Here is a 14,982-nt window from a genome sequence, read left to right on the forward strand (position 1 = left end):
GCAGCCTTTTCAGCAGCAGCTTTCTCAGCAGCAGCCTTTTCAGCGGCAGCCTTCTCAGCAGCAGCTTTCTCAGCGGCAGTCTGTTCAGTAATTACTGGAGAAGTAGATGTTGTTGAATGACTTCCCCCACTACTACAAGCAGCAGTACTTAGTGCCAAAATAATAGCAGCACTTAGCTTTGTTAAATTCATTGATTGCATAGATACCCTAAATTACATTATGGATTTAATGTGTAATTAATGTTTGTTTGTATTACATTACGTTTCAACTTATTATAGTAAATATCTAACTAAAAAAAAATGAGTATTTTTAAAAAAAATTTTTTTTATAAGTATTTAATTTTAGACCTCTTGCGAAAGTAAAAACTGCCTCAATATAGATTTCATGAAATATCAGAAATTAAACCGTTTTTCAGATTCTGAATTCAAGCGCTTGGTTGGCGTACCTCGACCAGTTTTTAGTGAAATGGTCGAAGTTTTAAAAGAAGCAGAATCACTTAAAAAGAAATCTGGGCGTCCTCATACTTTAGCTATAGAGGATCAATTATTATTAACACTCAATTACTTACGGAATTACAGCACTCAATTGGAATTGGCTGCAAATTACCATATCGCTGAAAGTAATGTGAATCGAACCATTAAAAAGGTTGAAGATGCATTAATGAAATCAAGGCGTTTTACCCTGCCAAAACGAAGCATTACCACAGCAGACGAACAATTTAACTGGGTAATTATTGATGCGACAGAATGTTCAATAGAACGCCCGAAAAAAAAATCAGAGTAAGTTCTACAGTGGTAAAAAGAAGAAACATACGTTAAAAGCCCAAGTGATCTATCATCCGAAGAGCAAACAAATCATAGGAGTAGATATATCGTCTGGCAGTCAGCATGATATTAAATTGGCAAGAAAAACAGTTAAGAAATTCAAACATTGTGACTATGTTATGACCGATTTAGGGTACTATGGGTTAGAGCAAGATGGCTTTAAATTATTGATGCCAATAAAGAAAAAGATTTAGAATACTAAGTGAACGCTATCGAAATAGACGAAAAAGATTCGGTTTACGCATTAACTTAATCGCTGCACTGGTAAACTGGATGAACTTGCAATAACGACTTTCGCAAGAGGTCTGATAAATTATCAATATTTTTGATATTAATGAATACATGATAAATCAGGTTTAACACGAGTTTTTATACCGATGGTTAAATTTCACTAAGAACCAAAAAATTAATATATGTTATTAAAATTAAAAAATTGGAGCCTAAGCTCTCATTTTTATCGATGATTTTTTAAATCTTCTAACATTGCTTCACGCAGAATTTCATTCATTCGTGTTTGATAGCCTTTGCCTTGAGCTTTAAACCATGCAAGTACATCAGCATCTAAACGGATGGAAGTCAGTTGCTTCACTGGGCGATAGAATTGATTATGGCGTACAGCATTGCTCCAGTCTGTAATTTCAGGAATATCTGATAGATCTAGCTGATCATCAGGACCCGTCCCTTTAGCAAGCAAGCGTTCAATTTCAGCATCTTGCTTGTCGCTGAATTTTTCATTCAGTTCTTTACGTGAGTATCTAACCGTGCTCATATTTATCTCGCTCCGCCTTGGTGACTTGCCTTGCACTAATGATTCGTATGATTTCACAGTCATCTTCATCAAAGATGGTGTGAGCTACTAAGAGCATTAGTACGCCTTTTACTTTTCCAATGGTTTGCCAACGTTCTTCACCATCGGTATGTCTGTCCTGGATTGAGATCCTTAATGGATCATCAAAAACAAGGCTTGCAGTTTCGAAAGAGATATCATGCTTTTTCTGATTCTTTCGATTCTTAGCCTCATCCCATTCGAAATACTGTTCCATAAAAAACATTCAAATTTGTATATACAATAATGTATCACAAAATTGTATCACTCAAGTTGAAAAGCGTAATTTTTAGTCAAATTTATTGGCAAGAAGTATCAAAACCGCTCATAAAAAAGCCGACTTGTTTCAAAATCGGCTTTTTTATGTTTTTTAGATTTTTATGGTTTAAATAAGTATCTGATATTTATATTAATATACAGGTGTACTTCGTATAATAGCCATTATGTTAAATGGATAGTTATTTAGTGGAAAAATCAAGTTTTTGAAATTTCAAATTGAAGTTTTTTCGTTCAATTAGTAATTGTAATTTATATTCTATTGAATAACTATTTCATAACTTTTCCTATCATATTTGGCTGCATACGTAGCTACTTCTTGATTAATCTCTTTATGATTTTTATCTAAATATGAAAAGATTATTGAATCCTCATTGTGCCGCTCGTAATTGATGGCGTATTTATATTCTGAATAAGGATAAAGAGTACCTAAGCTATAAGTTTTTTGAGCACTAATATAAGTTACTTTAAGGTCTGTAATTGGATAATCAGTCTGATTTTTAATAAAAATATATCCATCTTTTTCAAATGGCTGGCATCCTATAAGTAGAACTAATGTAAGACAGTAAAATAGGCTATTCTTCATTTTGGTAGTTCTTCAATTGGTCTTATGAGTCGATTAATAACTATAACTTTTGAGGTATCACAGCTATGATCTACTTCAGTTATCCAAGAATAATTATTTTTTTCTAGAGGATAGGATTCTCCGCCTCCATATGCTGCTTTATCACCTAAAAAATAAGTATCCGAATCTACTTTTAGGCTCTTAGTTTCCGTATCCCAATCCAGAGTTTTTGTAGCAAAAATTGGCAGAACTTTAGAGCCATCAGCATGTTCTAGGTATAGGCATTTACCTTCCCTAATAAGCTTAGCCTCACTATAACTTGCATTATCTGCTCCCCCCGTATATTGAATACGTGGAACAACTATATTTGATTCAATTTTTTCTGTAACTGGACTGCAGGCTGCAAGTAAACTTAATAAAATAAATTCTAATCTTTTCATATTAAAGGAATTTTTTGAGAAAGTAATAGAGAAATTAAAGCAAATTATTCCAAAAGGCTCTGATTAAAAATTGTTAAAATTAGTAGATATATGAGAGGAAATTATGAAAAAATTTTTATACTTCAATTGCTTATCTTTTATTTTTACTTATTTATCTTTGTTTTATCAGAAATATACATTAGTGGATCGTATAGTTGTAGACAAGCTTGGAAAAGTTAAAGTCATTGGAGGAGGATTTCCCTTACAGTTTTTAGTAGATGGTGAAGTATCTCCAGGTGGGAGTATAGCGCTAGATCCTTTAAATATTATTATAGGAATAGATCAATTTATCTTCTTATATTTTATTTTTGATTATTTGTTCTGGATAAGTATTTTATTTGCTTTTTACATAATTTTGAAAAGGTACAAACTAAAACAGATTTTCTAAAATTAACATAATACACCTTATACGAAATGCTTTAAATTTTCATATAATTATCAATATCTTAGTTAAAGTCGTTCTAGGGTTCGGCGCACTGGAACGGCTTTTACATGATTTTTCACGTTCCACGCTTATTTTTCAATCATTATTTCCAATAATTCGTTAATTAAACTCAACAAAAAAGGAAGCCTCAGCTTCCTTTCCTACACCTAAAACTTAGATGCCATATTTTTCACGATAAGCCTGCATATTTGCCAAGGCTTCTTTCTCGCCTTTGGCATCCAGATAATCCATTAAATCTTTCATGGTAATCAATGCATGCACAGGGATTTCCAGTTCTTTTTGTACTTCCTGAATTGCAGAAAGCTCACCTTGACCACGTTCCTGACGATCTAGCGCCACCAAAACCCCTGCAATGGTTGCTCCCGCATTTTTTAAGATGGTCACAACTTCACGAATCGCAGTTCCCGCGGTGATCACATCATCAATGATCCAGACTTTCTGGCCAGCAACCGATGCGCCAACCAACACACCACCCTCACCATGATCTTTGGCTTCTTTACGGTTAAAGCCCCATGGCACACTCTTGCCATGCACTTGCGACAACGCCACTGCGGTAGCCGCCACAAACGGAATGCCTTTATAGGCTGGACCAAAAATCACCCCAACATTGTCACACTGAACCAATTTATCGGCATAGCCCTGCGCTAAAAGCGACAGTGCCTCACCATCATTCAGTAAACCCGCGTTAAAGAAATAAGGACTGACACGACCTGATTTTAAGGTAAACTCACCAAATTTAAGCACACCACGTGATAATGCGAGTTCGATAAAAGCTTGCGGATGAAATGACACAGGCGTTGTCATATAAGGTGCTCCAGATTCTTTAATTGAGGTTAAACAGACGTATGATACCAAAGGATAGCTATCCAAGTGATGTAAAAATTCTTCGAGTGGTTTCAATTAACGTAAATGGTCTACGTTCATCTGTGACCAAAGGTCTGCTGGAGTGGTTAGAACAGTCCGATGCGGATGTCGTATGTATGCAAGAAAGCCGCATCACCCATGAACAGTGGACCGACAAATTCAAGCCTAAAGGCTGGCATACCCACCTGTTCCCTGCCGAACGTGCGGGCTATGCAGGTACGGCGATTTACAGCCGCCTCCCATTTGTTTCAGTACAAAACGGTTTGGGTTTTGAACTGGCTGATTCGCAGGGGCGTTTTATCACGGCTGAATTCGATCTGGGATTGTCACAGCCTGTTCATATTGCCTCGCTATACTTGCCATCAGGTTCAAGTGGCGATGAAGCACAAGCCCGTAAGGATTTGTTTCTACAAGAATATGCCCAAATATTAAAACAATGGCGGGATGAGAACAAATCAATCATTGTGTGTGGCGACTACAACATCGTGCATAAGCGCATTGATATTAAAAACTGGTCAGGCAACCAGAAATCTTCAGGCTGCTTACCGCATGAACGGGCATGGCTTGATCATATTTATGATGAACTGGGTTATGTCGATACATTCCGCGAAGTGCGAAAAGAGGCGGAATTGTATTCATGGTGGTCAAATCGTGGGCAGGCACGTGCAAAAAATGTAGGTTGGCGGATTGACTATCAAGCCTGTTCACCTGACTGGAAGATGCGGACTGCAAACGCATGGGTGTATAAAGAACAATGGTTTAGCGACCATGCCCCTGTCATCATTGACTATAAAATACACGAATAAGTGAACACTTGTTCACTTTGACCGCCTCTTTGGCTGACAGATTGTGTCGTTTTTTGTGTATTTTTATTTATCGGCTGTAACGGCATTATAGCACCACGGCACAAGGAAGCGGTCAGGATGACCAAAAAAGGATAGGAAGCCGTAGGAAGACAAAATAAACTTAGTTTAAGTTTATTTGCATGGATGAGACATTGGACGTTGAAATGAGACCCGCATGATCAGGAAGATTAAATGCGGGTTTTCTCTTTTTAAATCTTAAATATTTTTCACCCCGTTTGTCTTTAGCTTTTTTCATCAAAAAGCATGATTGATTTGATCATTTTAATTTTGCTCAACACAATGCATCAATTTACTTGATAAACAGGGTCTGTTGACCATTTCAAACATGCATTGAGTTATAGGCTAAAAAACTCAACTGGCAAATGACCAGCTTTTTGCGTTAGGCTTTCAGTCATATCTTTTCTTGTTTTCTATGGTTTTCAGTATGTTTAAAATTTATGGTATTAAAAACTGCAATTCGATGAAAAAGGCCTTTGATGCCTTACAGGCAAAGGGTATTGCCTATGAATTTCATGACTACAAAAAACAGGGAATTGATGCTGCCACTTTAGCGCTTTGGCTGAAAGAAATGGGTGCAGATAAGGTGCTGAATAAAAAAGGTACAACTTGGCGCAAGTTATCTGAAACAGAACATGCCCATGCCAGCAGCAACGAGCAAAACCTGATTGAGACCCTCATTGCCCAACCAAGCCTGATTAAGCGTCCAGTGCTACAAACTCCACAGGGCTTTATTATTGGCTTTGATGAGGCGACTTACCAGAATCTCTCCGCTTAAACAGAAAAAATAAAAAAACCGAGTCTCAGGACTCGGTTTTTTTCAGTTCAAACTCAAATTAGTTGGCACGAACCCAGGTCTGGTTACGGCCTAGAGCGGCTACACCAATATAGCCACGCAGTTTAAGCTTTTTACCACCCTCGATGATTTGAGCTTTCAACTTATAGGTCTTGCCATTTTTAGGATCAATAATTGTGCCATTGTCATAATTTGTTCCACCCACGTTCTTCAGATTACGCACAATCGCCATACCTTTAAGAGGTTTGTTGTGGTAGGTTCCTTCACATTTAGAACAGGCATCTTCCTGCCCTGGAACTAAATACTTTTGAATAGACGCTGTTAACGAACCGTCCTTTTGCTCAGTAAACTTCACAATCGCCTTTGGCTGCTTCGTTTCATCATCGATTGTCTGCCAAACGCTACCGTTTAATGCATCTGCCGCATTGGCAAAAGTTGTTAAACCGAGCAATCCAAATGCTAAAGCAATTTTCTTCATTTTTGTAATATCCTTAAGGGGTCTTTTCAAGACTAAGAGTATTGAGAATTTCTATCAATATTGCAATGCTTGATTATGACTATTGGGTATAGCCTGAGCAACAACAAAACATTGCTGTAATTACAGCGCAAGGCACATGAGTCAAAACTCTCTTAGTTATATACTGAACTAACAATATGGAAAAATTATGAAATTTGGTACTGTTTGGAAATATTATTTTACTGAATCATTACTAAAAGCGACCATTCGTACGCCGAGTCAGTTTAATTTAGCCCCGAATGCTTTGCGACCTTTATTAGACCAACTTTGTCGTCTATTCCCCCAAAATCCCACAGTACAAATTCGACCATTGCGCTTAGCAGGCGTGCGTGGTGAAGAAATCAAGGCACAAGCGTCTGCCACACAACTTATTTTTCATATTCATGGCGGTGCTTTTTTCCTGGGGAGTTTAAGTACGCATCGGGCCCTCATGACTGATATTGCTGCGCGCACGCAAATGCAAGTGGTTCATATGGATTATCCACTTGCGCCTGAACATCCCTACCCTGAGGCAATTGACGCCATTTTTGATGTCTATCAGGCGCTTCTGGTACAAGGTATCCAACCCAAAGATATTATTATTTCGGGGGATTCTTGTGGTGCCAATCTCGCGTTGGCATTGTGCTTACGATTAAAAGCACAACCTGATCTCATGCCAAGCGGTTTAATTTTAATGTCACCCTATTTAGATCTGACCCTCACCAGTGAATCATTACGCTTTAACCAAAAACATGATGCTCTGCTCTCTATTGAAGCCTTACAAGCAGGAATTAATCATTACTTAAAAGATGGTGTACAAGCGGATGATCCGCGTGTTTCTCCTCTATTTGATGATCTTAAAGGCTTACCGCCAACACTGGTGCAAGTCGGTTCAAAAGAAATTTTACTGGATGATTCAAAACGCTTTAGAGAAAAAGCTGAAAAAGCTGGAGTCAAAGTACACTTTAAACTTTACACAGGCATGTGGCATAATTTCCAGATGTTCAATGCATGGTTCCCTGAAGCAAAACAGGCACTGGCGGATATTGCGGATTTCGCCCATTCACTTGACCGTGACTAGGCCGCTTAAATTTTATGCAAAAATGGTCAGCTATGGCTGACCATTGTCACTGTTAATTTAATTTTGTCATCATAAAATAAATCTGATTGGATATTCACATCACCCCCCTTTTTTCAAAAAATTTTCCCGTTATAATTTGCATTAAAAAGCCTAGAGCTAGACTTTTTTCTCATTCCAAAGATGTTATTGTTATTTTAATTATTATTCTTCAATATTTTGAGGACAACTCTACAGTTTCTACGGAATCTCATTGCATATAAGGATGCATGCCAATGGTCAAGATTCGTTTTAATAGGTCAACTGACACAAAGAGATGGGGCCTCAGGCTTTTTTTGGAACATCAAATTGTAGTCAATTGGACCATACTTAAAAAAAGTATTTTATTACTGATACTTGCTGCTGTTATGAACCTGTTCTGGATCAGCTGGGATATTTTTATCCTCACCCATCCAGCATATTCAGCATGGGTACATTTAAACCTGGTCTGGTCTCAGTTATGGACCAGCCTGATTATGCTTGTGGTTTTAGTGGCCATCATTTTTCCCTGCCACTTTTATAGGGATCGGAAATGGGCAAAGGAGTTTCTTCCCCTCATTACGGTGCAGGTCTTTACCGCAATGCTTTGCCATAACAGCTATCTGGTGGGAAGCTTTAGTCCAGCAACCATGGTGGGTTATGTCAGCGTGGTGGGTGTGGGCTTGATCCTGTTTAACCGTAAAATGATTTACTATGCCCTTGTGCCTGCCACCATTGCCCTGTTGTTCTGCAATTATATGAGCATTATCGGGGCACTCACCTACGCCCCTCTGTTTAAGATGGCGGAAATCAACAAGGTTGCCATGCATCCTTTCTGGGTGGGCAGCATGATGTTCTTCCTTGTTCCGATTATGCTGGCCTGCCTATTCCTGTTTGAGGTTTTGCTGACCCAGTGGCGCACACGGGAAACCGCCATTCAGCTCCTCAGCCGTCTTGATCCCCTCACCAATGTACTGAACCGACGCAGTATTAGCAGCTATCTGGAAAAGCTGCATCAGCAGCCAGACCCGTTATATTCAATTGTGCTGCTCGATTTAGACCACTTTAAGAATATTAATGACCAGTTTGGGCACAGCATGGGCGATCAAGTGTTGGTTCAGGTGGCAAGATGTCTGGCATACAACATTCGTGACCTGGATGTGATTGGGCGTTTTGGTGGTGAGGAGTTTATTTTGCTACTGCCGAACACCACGACGGCACGGGCACAAAGTGTGGCGGAACGCTGCCGTCTTGCAATCTCCCACTTGAACTTTATCACGGAATATCAGCAGGAATTTTCGGTCAGCGCCAGCTTTGGCATTAGCAGTTCAGTGAGTGCGGATGAACCCCATTTAATCATTAGTCAGGCCGACCAGGCTTTATATGCGGTCAAGGCAGATGGACGGAATCAGGTGAAAATCTTTACTGATCTTGCCATTGATTAAAGGTATTTCCAGCCATTTAGGGGAAATGGCTGGAAATTTTTCATATTATGCAGGTTGGAGTTCTATTCAACTTCGATATATCCCTAGGCTTTATTTATCAATTTTTCCAGATTTTTAGGGTTTTAAATATTCATCACGACTTTTTCGATAAGGCTCATCAAACGCCACAAACATCTGCTCCTGTCTGACTTCCGCAATCCACTGCTGCACGGATGCCAAAGACAATATCTTTTGCATATAGGCCTGGCCTGGCTTGACGCCGATAATGGCAGCTTAAAACACTCAAAGCGCATCACCACAGGTGCATAGAATGCATCGGCAAGGCTAAACTCACATAAAAAGCTGTCCTCAGCTGGACGTTCAGACCAGATTTGCTCAATCCGTGCCACATATTCACAGATGGCCAGACTGTCCCAAACCACCAGTTCCTCATCCAACAGCACTAACCTTAGCTGTTGGGTTCAGCTTTAAAATTTCTGTCTAATGTCGTGAGTTGTTGTAATAATTCGTTCTTTTTAAATGCGCCTGTCAAACGGAGCGGACGGATTTCCTGTTGTTGAAAGTTCAGGAATAGATAGGTCGGTGGGCCTAAAATATCCCATTGATTGAGCAGTGCCTGATGTGAGGCATCATAATGGCTTAAATCCAGTTTAATCAAATAGTAAGGAGCTAAAGCCTGTTGCACCTCAGCATCCTTTAAGATGCGATGTTCAATCGGCTGACAAGCCACACACCAATCTGCATACACATCAATCACAACGGCCTGATCTTTTGGTGCGTTAGCTAGAATCTGCTCAAACTCAACAGCGGTTGTTGCGACATGCCACTCTGCTAATTTATCTGCCTGAACTGCGCTTAAATTTTGAATATGTTGATATTGGTTAAAAGCTAAAAACGGAACTGAGATCATCAGCAACAATGCATATAACCACTGTAATTGTCCTTTCTTCACAAACAGACGATATATCGCGAAACCAATAAATGCCATGCCCAATATAAGACTAAGTATTTGAATCGCTAATTCAGGCAACAACGGACGGATAAAATAAATACTTAAAGCCAACATCAAAAAGGCAAAAATCACCTTAATCTGGTGCATCCACTCACCCGCTTTCGGCAAGGCTTTCGCCCCCAACACGCTGGCAAGCAACAGTGGAATCCCCATGCCAAAACCCAGCGTAAACAGCAATAATGCGCCCTGCCACTGGTTTTGGGTCTGGGAAATAAACAGGAGTGTGCCTGCCAAGGGTGCGGTCATACACGGCCCAACCAGCAAGGCGGAGATCATGCCCATGACACTGGCACCAATCAGGGTTCCACCCTGCTGTACCGACTGCATACGATCCAGCCGATTAAGCAGTTTTTGCGGTAGCTTGATCTCAAACAGGCCAAACAGGTTTAAGGCGAACAGTACAAACAACAGGCTGAAAGCAACCAGTGTGGCAGGCTGCTGCAACCAGCGCTGGAAGTTCAGTCCAGCCGCCGAGGCGATCAGGCCAAGTACCGCATAGACCATCGCCATACTCAGCACAAAGGTCAGTGCAATTGTCCATGCCTTGACCCCTTTATGTTCACGAACAATCAATGAAGTCAAAATCGGCAGCATCGGCAACGAACATGGCGTAAACGCCAGTAAAATACCTAGACCCAGAAACAACAACAGGCTGTAGGCAAGGGAATGTTGTTCCAGCGTGCTTGACCATTTCTGATCTTGCGCCATACCAGTTGAATTGTTGGAAGATATAGAAACGGTAGCGTCTGATGTTTCCGCCCTGTCATTTGCGGCTGTCTGGGCATTTAAGGCATTGGCGGAACGGGCGACATCCAGAAAGCGTTTTTGTGAGTTTAAACCTGTATTTTCCATGCTGACCAAGCCATCGGCATCGGTCTGGAACTCAATGTTTTGCGGTGGATAGCAGATACGGTCTTTGGCACAGCCTTGCCAGCTCACCCGATAATGTTGTGATGCCTGCGTGGCAATACTGAATTCAACCTGCTGGTAATACACCTGGGTATGACCAAAATTTTCATCATACTGGTCAACCGCCTTGGGTAAATTCAAGGCGACCGCTTTATTGCCCTGCTGAACCTCAAATTTGTGTTGATACAAATAGTAGTTGGGCTGAATGGTCCAATGCAGGCGTGCCTCATTGTTTTTGGTCGATTCAACCGAAAATGTAAATGCCTGTTCTGGGCTGAGCAATGGCGCTAAAACATTATCCTGGGCATGGATGAGTGTCCCACATAACAACAGTAAACTGCCAAGAAAATAACGGATCAGCTGAAAACTGTAGCCGCCCTGAACACACTTTTTCATTATGTTTTCTCTGCTTTCTCTCCAGCACTCCCTATGCGCAACAGGAATTCAAGGGAGGAACATGGAGAGAGGTTTGATTAGAATAGGACCGAAACGCCAAAACCACCGTTATAGCTTTTGCCACTGCCATTTAAATCGACACCAACACTGGCATCCACTTGAGCACGGTCATTGATGGCATAAACCAGACCCGTACCTAAACCATATTCATAGTCCTGACTTTCCGCCTTACGGTAGATAAACTCTGAGAAACCAGACAATTTACCTGCAATTTTATAGTCAATGGTCGGAACGGCGGTGACTGCCCAATCACTGTTCTGCGCCTCATAACGCATGGTAATGGATGTACCAACCAAGTCACTTAACTCATACGCCACTGCCGAAGTCAGGCTATAGATATCGTCATGTGCAGTGAACTCGTCATTGCCCGTTGCAATAACCGCCTCAGCCAGCAACGCCATGCTTAAACGGTCATCCTTTAGGTCAATCGCCTTTTTCAAGCCAATGCTGACATCACCCAAACCATGAGTTTCCTTTTTCATGCCCGCATATTTGTTTTGCTGCCAGACAGGTCCCTGCCAGCCTAACTGGAGTTCAAGGCCATCGGTTAAACCTGTACGCAACAGCATGTCAGCATTGAGTGTTAGGGTTTTGTCTTTTGCCCCAGCGACATTGTCCTGCTGATAGCTGACAGAAGGCAATCCCTGCTCCCAAGCCAGATGACCCACTGGTGTAATCCCCGTGCCCATGCCAGCTCCATGGCGGTCAAAAGAAAAATCCGCCGCAAAAGCTGTGCTGACCATCATTGAGGCTGCAATAAAGCCCAATGTTTGAAGTGTTTTCATCATTCTCCCCTTTTTCATTCTACTGGCTAGGCTTATGCCGTTAACTCTTTTGACATTTTTGCGCCATGGCGACGTAGCAATTCTAGTGTTTCACGCTCTTCCTGCAAGGACTCCGACCAGTCAATTTCATCAAAATCGCAGTCAAAGAATAACTGGCTAATGGATGACAAAATGGTGAGACCCTCTTCATCGCGAGTATTTGGATCCACCTTTTCATCCAGTAGACGCTGTACCATAGGCACACAGGCCGAGCTTGCCGCATCCCAAAGTGGTCCATAAAATTCCTCGGCATCCCATAAATGAAGATTGGCTTTCGCTTGAATTAATGCTTCTAAAATGTCTTGATAAACTTGTAATTGTTGTTGTTTGTCTGCTTCAGTCAATGGCTGACCTGCTTCATAAGCTTCACAGACATTCTCCCACCAGACAAATAAGCCATCACATAAAATAGAGACTGGGAAACCATGTTCTGGATCAATAAAGTTCGGGTCGAGTCCTTCAGCAAGTAAAGATTGCACTTGGGCTAAATCGAGTTGTTGTATGGCTTGCACCAAGGCCTGATGCTGATTGCTTAACATGACCAATTCTCACAATATATTTAATGTTTCTATTATGCCGAATATCCCAACAGGTTTTTATAAAACAGCCCAAAAATCATGTATAAATTTGATACACACATAAAAAAAGCCCACTTTGGGCTTTTTTTATGCATATCTACCTATGCTTCTTTCAGGTCTACGTCATCATCGACATCAATATATTTTGGCAAGCCACCACGATGATGTTCTTTTTTCTCATATAAATGTTCCAAACTGCGTTTTAGTTTATCAATCGCACCGTGGATGGAGGCATCAACATTTGCCGCCTTGTTTGTCACAGCAACAGGTTTCAGGCCTGCTGGACGAGCCTCGATCGTACAACGTTTGTCATCATCGCCCTTTTTTTCCCCATTTTCATCACTAATATAAACCAAAAAATGTGTAATACGTTCGCTATAGCGTTGGAATGCTTGCATAAGTTCTGCACGGACATAACTAATTAAACGTTCGCCACCTTGAATGTTCTTATCTGTACGGACTTCAATATTCATAAATATCTTCCTCTCTTTTCTGTGAGACGGTTCTACTAAACTTTTTTATTTAGCACGCTTTGAGCATGCATTCATTCAGTGCAGTTGTATATTTTGATTATGTAAATGCTTGTGGTCTCCTTGCTTCACATCTGTTGCTTTTCAGTAGTTAAGAAAATCTTGTATAACTCCAATATCTGTCTTTCATCACAAATATGCAAGCTGATTTTTGACATTTTTATTAAAACTTGATCAAAAAGCAGCCTAATACCATCTCATTCCTGATTTGCCGTTCCATACAAATTTTTTGAGTAGTTGGTCAAATTTGGCTTTATTTTTGCTTAATTCCTTGTATGCTTGACACGCCATTTTGGGGGGGATTTTTTAAATGCAATTGAAGCAACTTGCAGCGACTTGTTTATTGGTATCTACAGCAGCTTTCGTTCAGGCAAAGCCTATTTGGCAAGATTTTAGCCTCACTGGTTTATACGGCGAAAACTACGAAGTTGTCGATGAAAAGCAAACGACTTTAACCATTGAATACGCGGCAAAAGTAAAATATGCCGATGTATTTTTCTTTATGGATCGCATGCGTGGTGGCGACGATCATAAAAGCACCTATTTCGAACTCTCTCCACGTTTAAGCCTAGGTGAGATTTCTGGTCAGAAGCTTGCTTTCGGCCCAGTAAAGGATGTGTTGGTTTCAACAACATGGGAAAGCAATAATGATGACTTTTCTAGTTTTGATAACTTCTTATACGGCGTAGGTTTCGATCTTGCAATTCCTTATTTCCAATATGCGAATGTCAATTTCTACCGTGCCAGCAATGAAAACACTGCTGATGACTATCAAATGACCATTGCCTACGCATTGCCATTTAAACTGTCAAATGAGGATTTTCTGGTGGATGGCTTTCTTGACTGGTCTACAGGTGAGAAAGATCATGCCAGCGAGCTGAACTGGACCACCCAATACAAGTGGAATGTCGGTAAGCATATTTCACCAGAAACACGCCTGTATCTAGGTATTGAACATTCGGTTTGGAATAACAAGTTTGGTATTAAAGGTAGTGACGAAAACAATGTCAGTGCGTTAGTGAAATATCATTTCTAAACAGTCAGTCAATTGAAAAACAGCAAGCTTAGTCTTGCTGTTTTTTTCAATCACGCATATTCAGAAGATGTGAACTTTCTTTTATTTTCTCATGTCATTCGTTCTTAAGCTCGCAGCACACAACTTGAATCCCCGTTATCAGATTCGTTTTGCCACAATGGATGATTTAGCACAGATTCTCGCTATTTATAATCATGAAATCCTCACAGGGACAGCCAACTGGAATCATCAAGCCGTTGCTTTAGAACAATACCAACAACGTTTTCAAGACATGCAACAGCGGCAATTTCCAATGATTGTGGTTGAAGACCAACACCATAATAAAGTTGCTGGCTATGCCTACTATGCTGCATTTCGTAGTATTAGCGGCTATCGTCAGAGTATCGAACATTCTGTTTTTGTTGATCCAAGCTATGCACGTCGAGGTCTAGGCAAAGCCTTGATGCAACAACTGATCCATCTCGCGATACAACAAAACATGCATATCATGGTGGCCGCGATTGATAGTAAAAATATGGGTTCAATTGTGCTACATGAACAGCTTGGTTTTGTACAAACAGGTTATATGCCACAAGTCGGACAAAAATTTGGACAATGGCGTGACTTGGTTTGGATGCAGCTACAACTTTCAACTACTCAATAAAAAAGCCTCTTACGAGGCT

18 protein-coding genes and 2 pseudogenes are annotated in these 14,982 nt (G+C 40.5%); 8 read left to right on the forward strand and 12 right to left on the reverse strand.

Annotated elements, in window-relative coordinates; all coding sequences use genetic code 11:
• On the reverse strand, nt 1–200 hold a 200-nt coding region (locus F967_RS14270; RefSeq protein ID WP_004797782.1), incomplete at its 3' end, for a hypothetical protein.
• Between the two features lie 184 nt (nt 201–384).
• Here F967_RS14270 and F967_RS13460 point away from each other — a divergent pair.
• A pseudogene (locus F967_RS13460) lies at nt 385–1,112 on the forward strand (transposase).
• 166 nt (nt 1,113–1,278) lie between these two features.
• On the opposite strand, the gene F967_RS01685 reads toward F967_RS13460, so the two are convergent.
• From F967_RS01685 to F967_RS01700, 4 genes are all read right to left on the reverse strand, one after another.
• On the reverse strand, nt 1,279–1,593 hold the full coding sequence (locus F967_RS01685) for a BrnA antitoxin family protein (RefSeq protein WP_004797783.1): 315 nt from the start codon (nt 1,591–1,593) through the stop codon (nt 1,279–1,281).
• Nucleotides 1,580–1,867, reverse strand: coding sequence for a BrnT family toxin (locus F967_RS01690; RefSeq protein WP_004797784.1), 288 nt, complete (start codon nt 1,865–1,867; stop codon nt 1,580–1,582). The genes F967_RS01685 and F967_RS01690 overlap by 14 nt, the downstream gene beginning before the upstream one ends.
• Before the next feature lie 318 nt (nt 1,868–2,185).
• A complete protein-coding gene (locus F967_RS01695; RefSeq protein ID WP_004797785.1) occupies nt 2,186–2,512 on the reverse strand; it encodes a hypothetical protein in 327 nt (108 codons plus the stop codon).
• Nucleotides 2,509–2,931: a hypothetical protein gene (locus F967_RS01700; protein ID WP_004676061.1), complete on the reverse strand. Its 423-nt coding sequence runs from the start codon at nt 2,929–2,931 to the stop codon at nt 2,509–2,511. Before F967_RS01700 ends, F967_RS01695 begins: the two co-directional genes overlap by 4 nt.
• 103 nt (nt 2,932–3,034) lie before the next feature.
• Between F967_RS01700 and F967_RS01705 the strand changes: the two genes are divergently transcribed.
• A complete protein-coding gene (locus F967_RS01705; protein WP_004797786.1) occupies nt 3,035–3,358 on the forward strand; it encodes a hypothetical protein in 324 nt (107 codons plus the stop codon).
• 210 nt (nt 3,359–3,568) lie between these two features.
• Here F967_RS01705 and pyrE read toward each other — a convergent pair whose 3' ends face one another.
• Nucleotides 3,569–4,219: an orotate phosphoribosyltransferase gene (gene pyrE, locus F967_RS01710; RefSeq protein ID WP_004683560.1), complete on the reverse strand. Its 651-nt coding sequence runs from the start codon at nt 4,217–4,219 to the stop codon at nt 3,569–3,571.
• A 41-nt stretch (nt 4,220–4,260) separates the two neighbouring features.
• Between pyrE and F967_RS01715 the strand changes: the two genes are divergently transcribed.
• Together F967_RS01715 and F967_RS01720 are read left to right on the forward strand one after the other, a co-directional pair.
• On the forward strand, nt 4,261–5,085 hold the full coding sequence (locus F967_RS01715; RefSeq protein WP_004769975.1) for an exodeoxyribonuclease III: 825 nt from the start codon (nt 4,261–4,263) through the stop codon (nt 5,083–5,085).
• Between the two features lie 484 nt (nt 5,086–5,569).
• A complete protein-coding gene (locus tag F967_RS01720) occupies nt 5,570–5,920 on the forward strand; it encodes an arsenate reductase (RefSeq protein WP_034430940.1) in 351 nt (116 codons plus the stop codon).
• A gap of 58 nt (nt 5,921–5,978) precedes the next feature.
• Here F967_RS01720 and F967_RS01725 read toward each other — a convergent pair whose 3' ends face one another.
• Nucleotides 5,979–6,416, reverse strand: a complete 438-nt coding sequence (locus F967_RS01725) for a DUF2147 domain-containing protein (RefSeq protein WP_004760408.1) — start codon at nt 6,414–6,416, stop codon at nt 5,979–5,981.
• Nucleotides 6,417–6,603: 187 nt separating this feature from the next.
• On the opposite strand from F967_RS01725, the gene F967_RS01730 reads away from it, so the two are divergent.
• Together F967_RS01730 and F967_RS01735 are read left to right on the forward strand one after the other, a co-directional pair.
• Nucleotides 6,604–7,515 carry an alpha/beta hydrolase gene (locus F967_RS01730; RefSeq protein WP_004679056.1) on the forward strand — a complete coding sequence of 304 codons (912 nt, stop codon included), beginning with the start codon at nt 6,604–6,606 and terminating at the stop codon, nt 7,513–7,515.
• Between the two features lie 272 nt (nt 7,516–7,787).
• Complete coding sequence (locus F967_RS01735; RefSeq protein ID WP_004797788.1) at nt 7,788–8,975, forward strand: GGDEF domain-containing protein; 1,188 nt, start codon at nt 7,788–7,790, stop codon at nt 8,973–8,975.
• 114 nt (nt 8,976–9,089) lie between these two features.
• Here F967_RS01735 and F967_RS01740 read toward each other — a convergent pair.
• The 5 genes and pseudogenes from F967_RS01740 to F967_RS01760 all read right to left on the reverse strand — a co-directional run.
• Nucleotides 9,090–9,455 (reverse strand): annotated as a pseudogene (locus F967_RS01740) (glutathione S-transferase); the annotation flags it as partial.
• A complete protein-coding gene (gene dsbD / locus F967_RS01745) occupies nt 9,424–11,292 on the reverse strand; it encodes a protein-disulfide reductase DsbD (RefSeq protein ID WP_004797791.1) in 1,869 nt (622 codons plus the stop codon). The pseudogene F967_RS01740 and the gene dsbD, both read right to left, overlap by 32 nt.
• Nucleotides 11,293–11,369: 77 nt before the next feature.
• Nucleotides 11,370–12,137, reverse strand: coding sequence for a transporter (locus F967_RS01750; RefSeq protein WP_010589240.1), 768 nt, complete (start codon nt 12,135–12,137; stop codon nt 11,370–11,372).
• A gap of 32 nt (nt 12,138–12,169) precedes the next feature.
• The gene (locus F967_RS01755) at nt 12,170–12,715 is read right to left on the reverse strand and encodes an ankyrin repeat domain-containing protein (protein ID WP_004683570.1); all 546 of its coding nucleotides are present in this window, start codon (nt 12,713–12,715) and stop codon (nt 12,170–12,172) included.
• A gap of 140 nt (nt 12,716–12,855) precedes the next feature.
• Nucleotides 12,856–13,227: an HPF/RaiA family ribosome-associated protein gene (locus F967_RS01760; RefSeq protein WP_004683572.1), complete on the reverse strand. Its 372-nt coding sequence runs from the start codon at nt 13,225–13,227 to the stop codon at nt 12,856–12,858.
• A 367-nt stretch (nt 13,228–13,594) separates the two neighbouring features.
• On the opposite strand from F967_RS01760, the gene F967_RS01765 reads away from it, so the two are divergent.
• Entirely contained in the window at nt 13,595–14,320 is a 726-nt protein-coding gene (locus tag F967_RS01765) for an outer membrane protein OmpK (protein ID WP_004683574.1), read from the forward strand.
• A gap of 91 nt (nt 14,321–14,411) precedes the next feature.
• Nucleotides 14,412–14,963, forward strand: coding sequence for a GNAT family N-acetyltransferase (locus F967_RS01770; RefSeq protein ID WP_004797792.1), 552 nt, complete (start codon nt 14,412–14,414; stop codon nt 14,961–14,963).
• Nucleotides 14,964–14,982: the final 19 nt, after the last annotated feature.

The sequence above is a fragment of the Acinetobacter sp. CIP 102637 genome (genome assembly GCF_000368425.1).
GTDB classification, from domain to species: domain Bacteria; phylum Pseudomonadota; class Gammaproteobacteria; order Pseudomonadales; family Moraxellaceae; genus Acinetobacter; species Acinetobacter parvus.

Bases quoted from the DNA above. Each gene is read 5' to 3' on its own strand.
- pyrE (WP_004683560.1), bottom strand. From the start codon at position 4,219: ATGACAACGCCTGTGTCATTTCATCCGCAAGCTTTTATCGAACTCGCA.
- F967_RS01705 (WP_004797786.1), top strand. From the start codon at position 3,035: ATGAAAAAATTTTTATACTTCAATTGCTTATCTTTTATTTTTACTTAT.
- F967_RS01760 (WP_004683572.1), bottom strand. From the start codon at position 13,227: ATGAATATTGAAGTCCGTACAGATAAGAACATTCAAGGTGGCGAACGT.
- F967_RS01685 (WP_004797783.1), bottom strand. From the start codon at position 1,593: ATGAGCACGGTTAGATACTCACGTAAAGAACTGAATGAAAAATTCAGC.
- F967_RS01695 (WP_004797785.1), bottom strand. From the start codon at position 2,512: ATGAAGAATAGCCTATTTTACTGTCTTACATTAGTTCTACTTATAGGA.
- F967_RS01700 (WP_004676061.1), bottom strand. From the start codon at position 2,931: ATGAAAAGATTAGAATTTATTTTATTAAGTTTACTTGCAGCCTGCAGT.
- F967_RS01735 (WP_004797788.1), top strand. From the start codon at position 7,788: ATGGTCAAGATTCGTTTTAATAGGTCAACTGACACAAAGAGATGGGGC.
- F967_RS01725 (WP_004760408.1), bottom strand. From the start codon at position 6,416: ATGAAGAAAATTGCTTTAGCATTTGGATTGCTCGGTTTAACAACTTTT.
- F967_RS01690 (WP_004797784.1), bottom strand. From the start codon at position 1,867: ATGGAACAGTATTTCGAATGGGATGAGGCTAAGAATCGAAAGAATCAG.
- F967_RS01720 (WP_034430940.1), top strand. From the start codon at position 5,570: ATGTTTAAAATTTATGGTATTAAAAACTGCAATTCGATGAAAAAGGCC.
- F967_RS01755 (WP_004683570.1), bottom strand. From the start codon at position 12,715: ATGTTAAGCAATCAGCATCAGGCCTTGGTGCAAGCCATACAACAACTC.
- F967_RS01750 (WP_010589240.1), bottom strand. From the start codon at position 12,137: ATGAAAACACTTCAAACATTGGGCTTTATTGCAGCCTCAATGATGGTC.
- F967_RS01765 (WP_004683574.1), top strand. From the start codon at position 13,595: ATGCAATTGAAGCAACTTGCAGCGACTTGTTTATTGGTATCTACAGCA.
- dsbD (WP_004797791.1), bottom strand. From the start codon at position 11,292: ATGAAAAAGTGTGTTCAGGGCGGCTACAGTTTTCAGCTGATCCGTTAT.
- F967_RS01770 (WP_004797792.1), top strand. From the start codon at position 14,412: ATGTCATTCGTTCTTAAGCTCGCAGCACACAACTTGAATCCCCGTTAT.
- F967_RS01730 (WP_004679056.1), top strand. From the start codon at position 6,604: ATGAAATTTGGTACTGTTTGGAAATATTATTTTACTGAATCATTACTA.
- F967_RS01715 (WP_004769975.1), top strand. From the start codon at position 4,261: ATGATACCAAAGGATAGCTATCCAAGTGATGTAAAAATTCTTCGAGTG.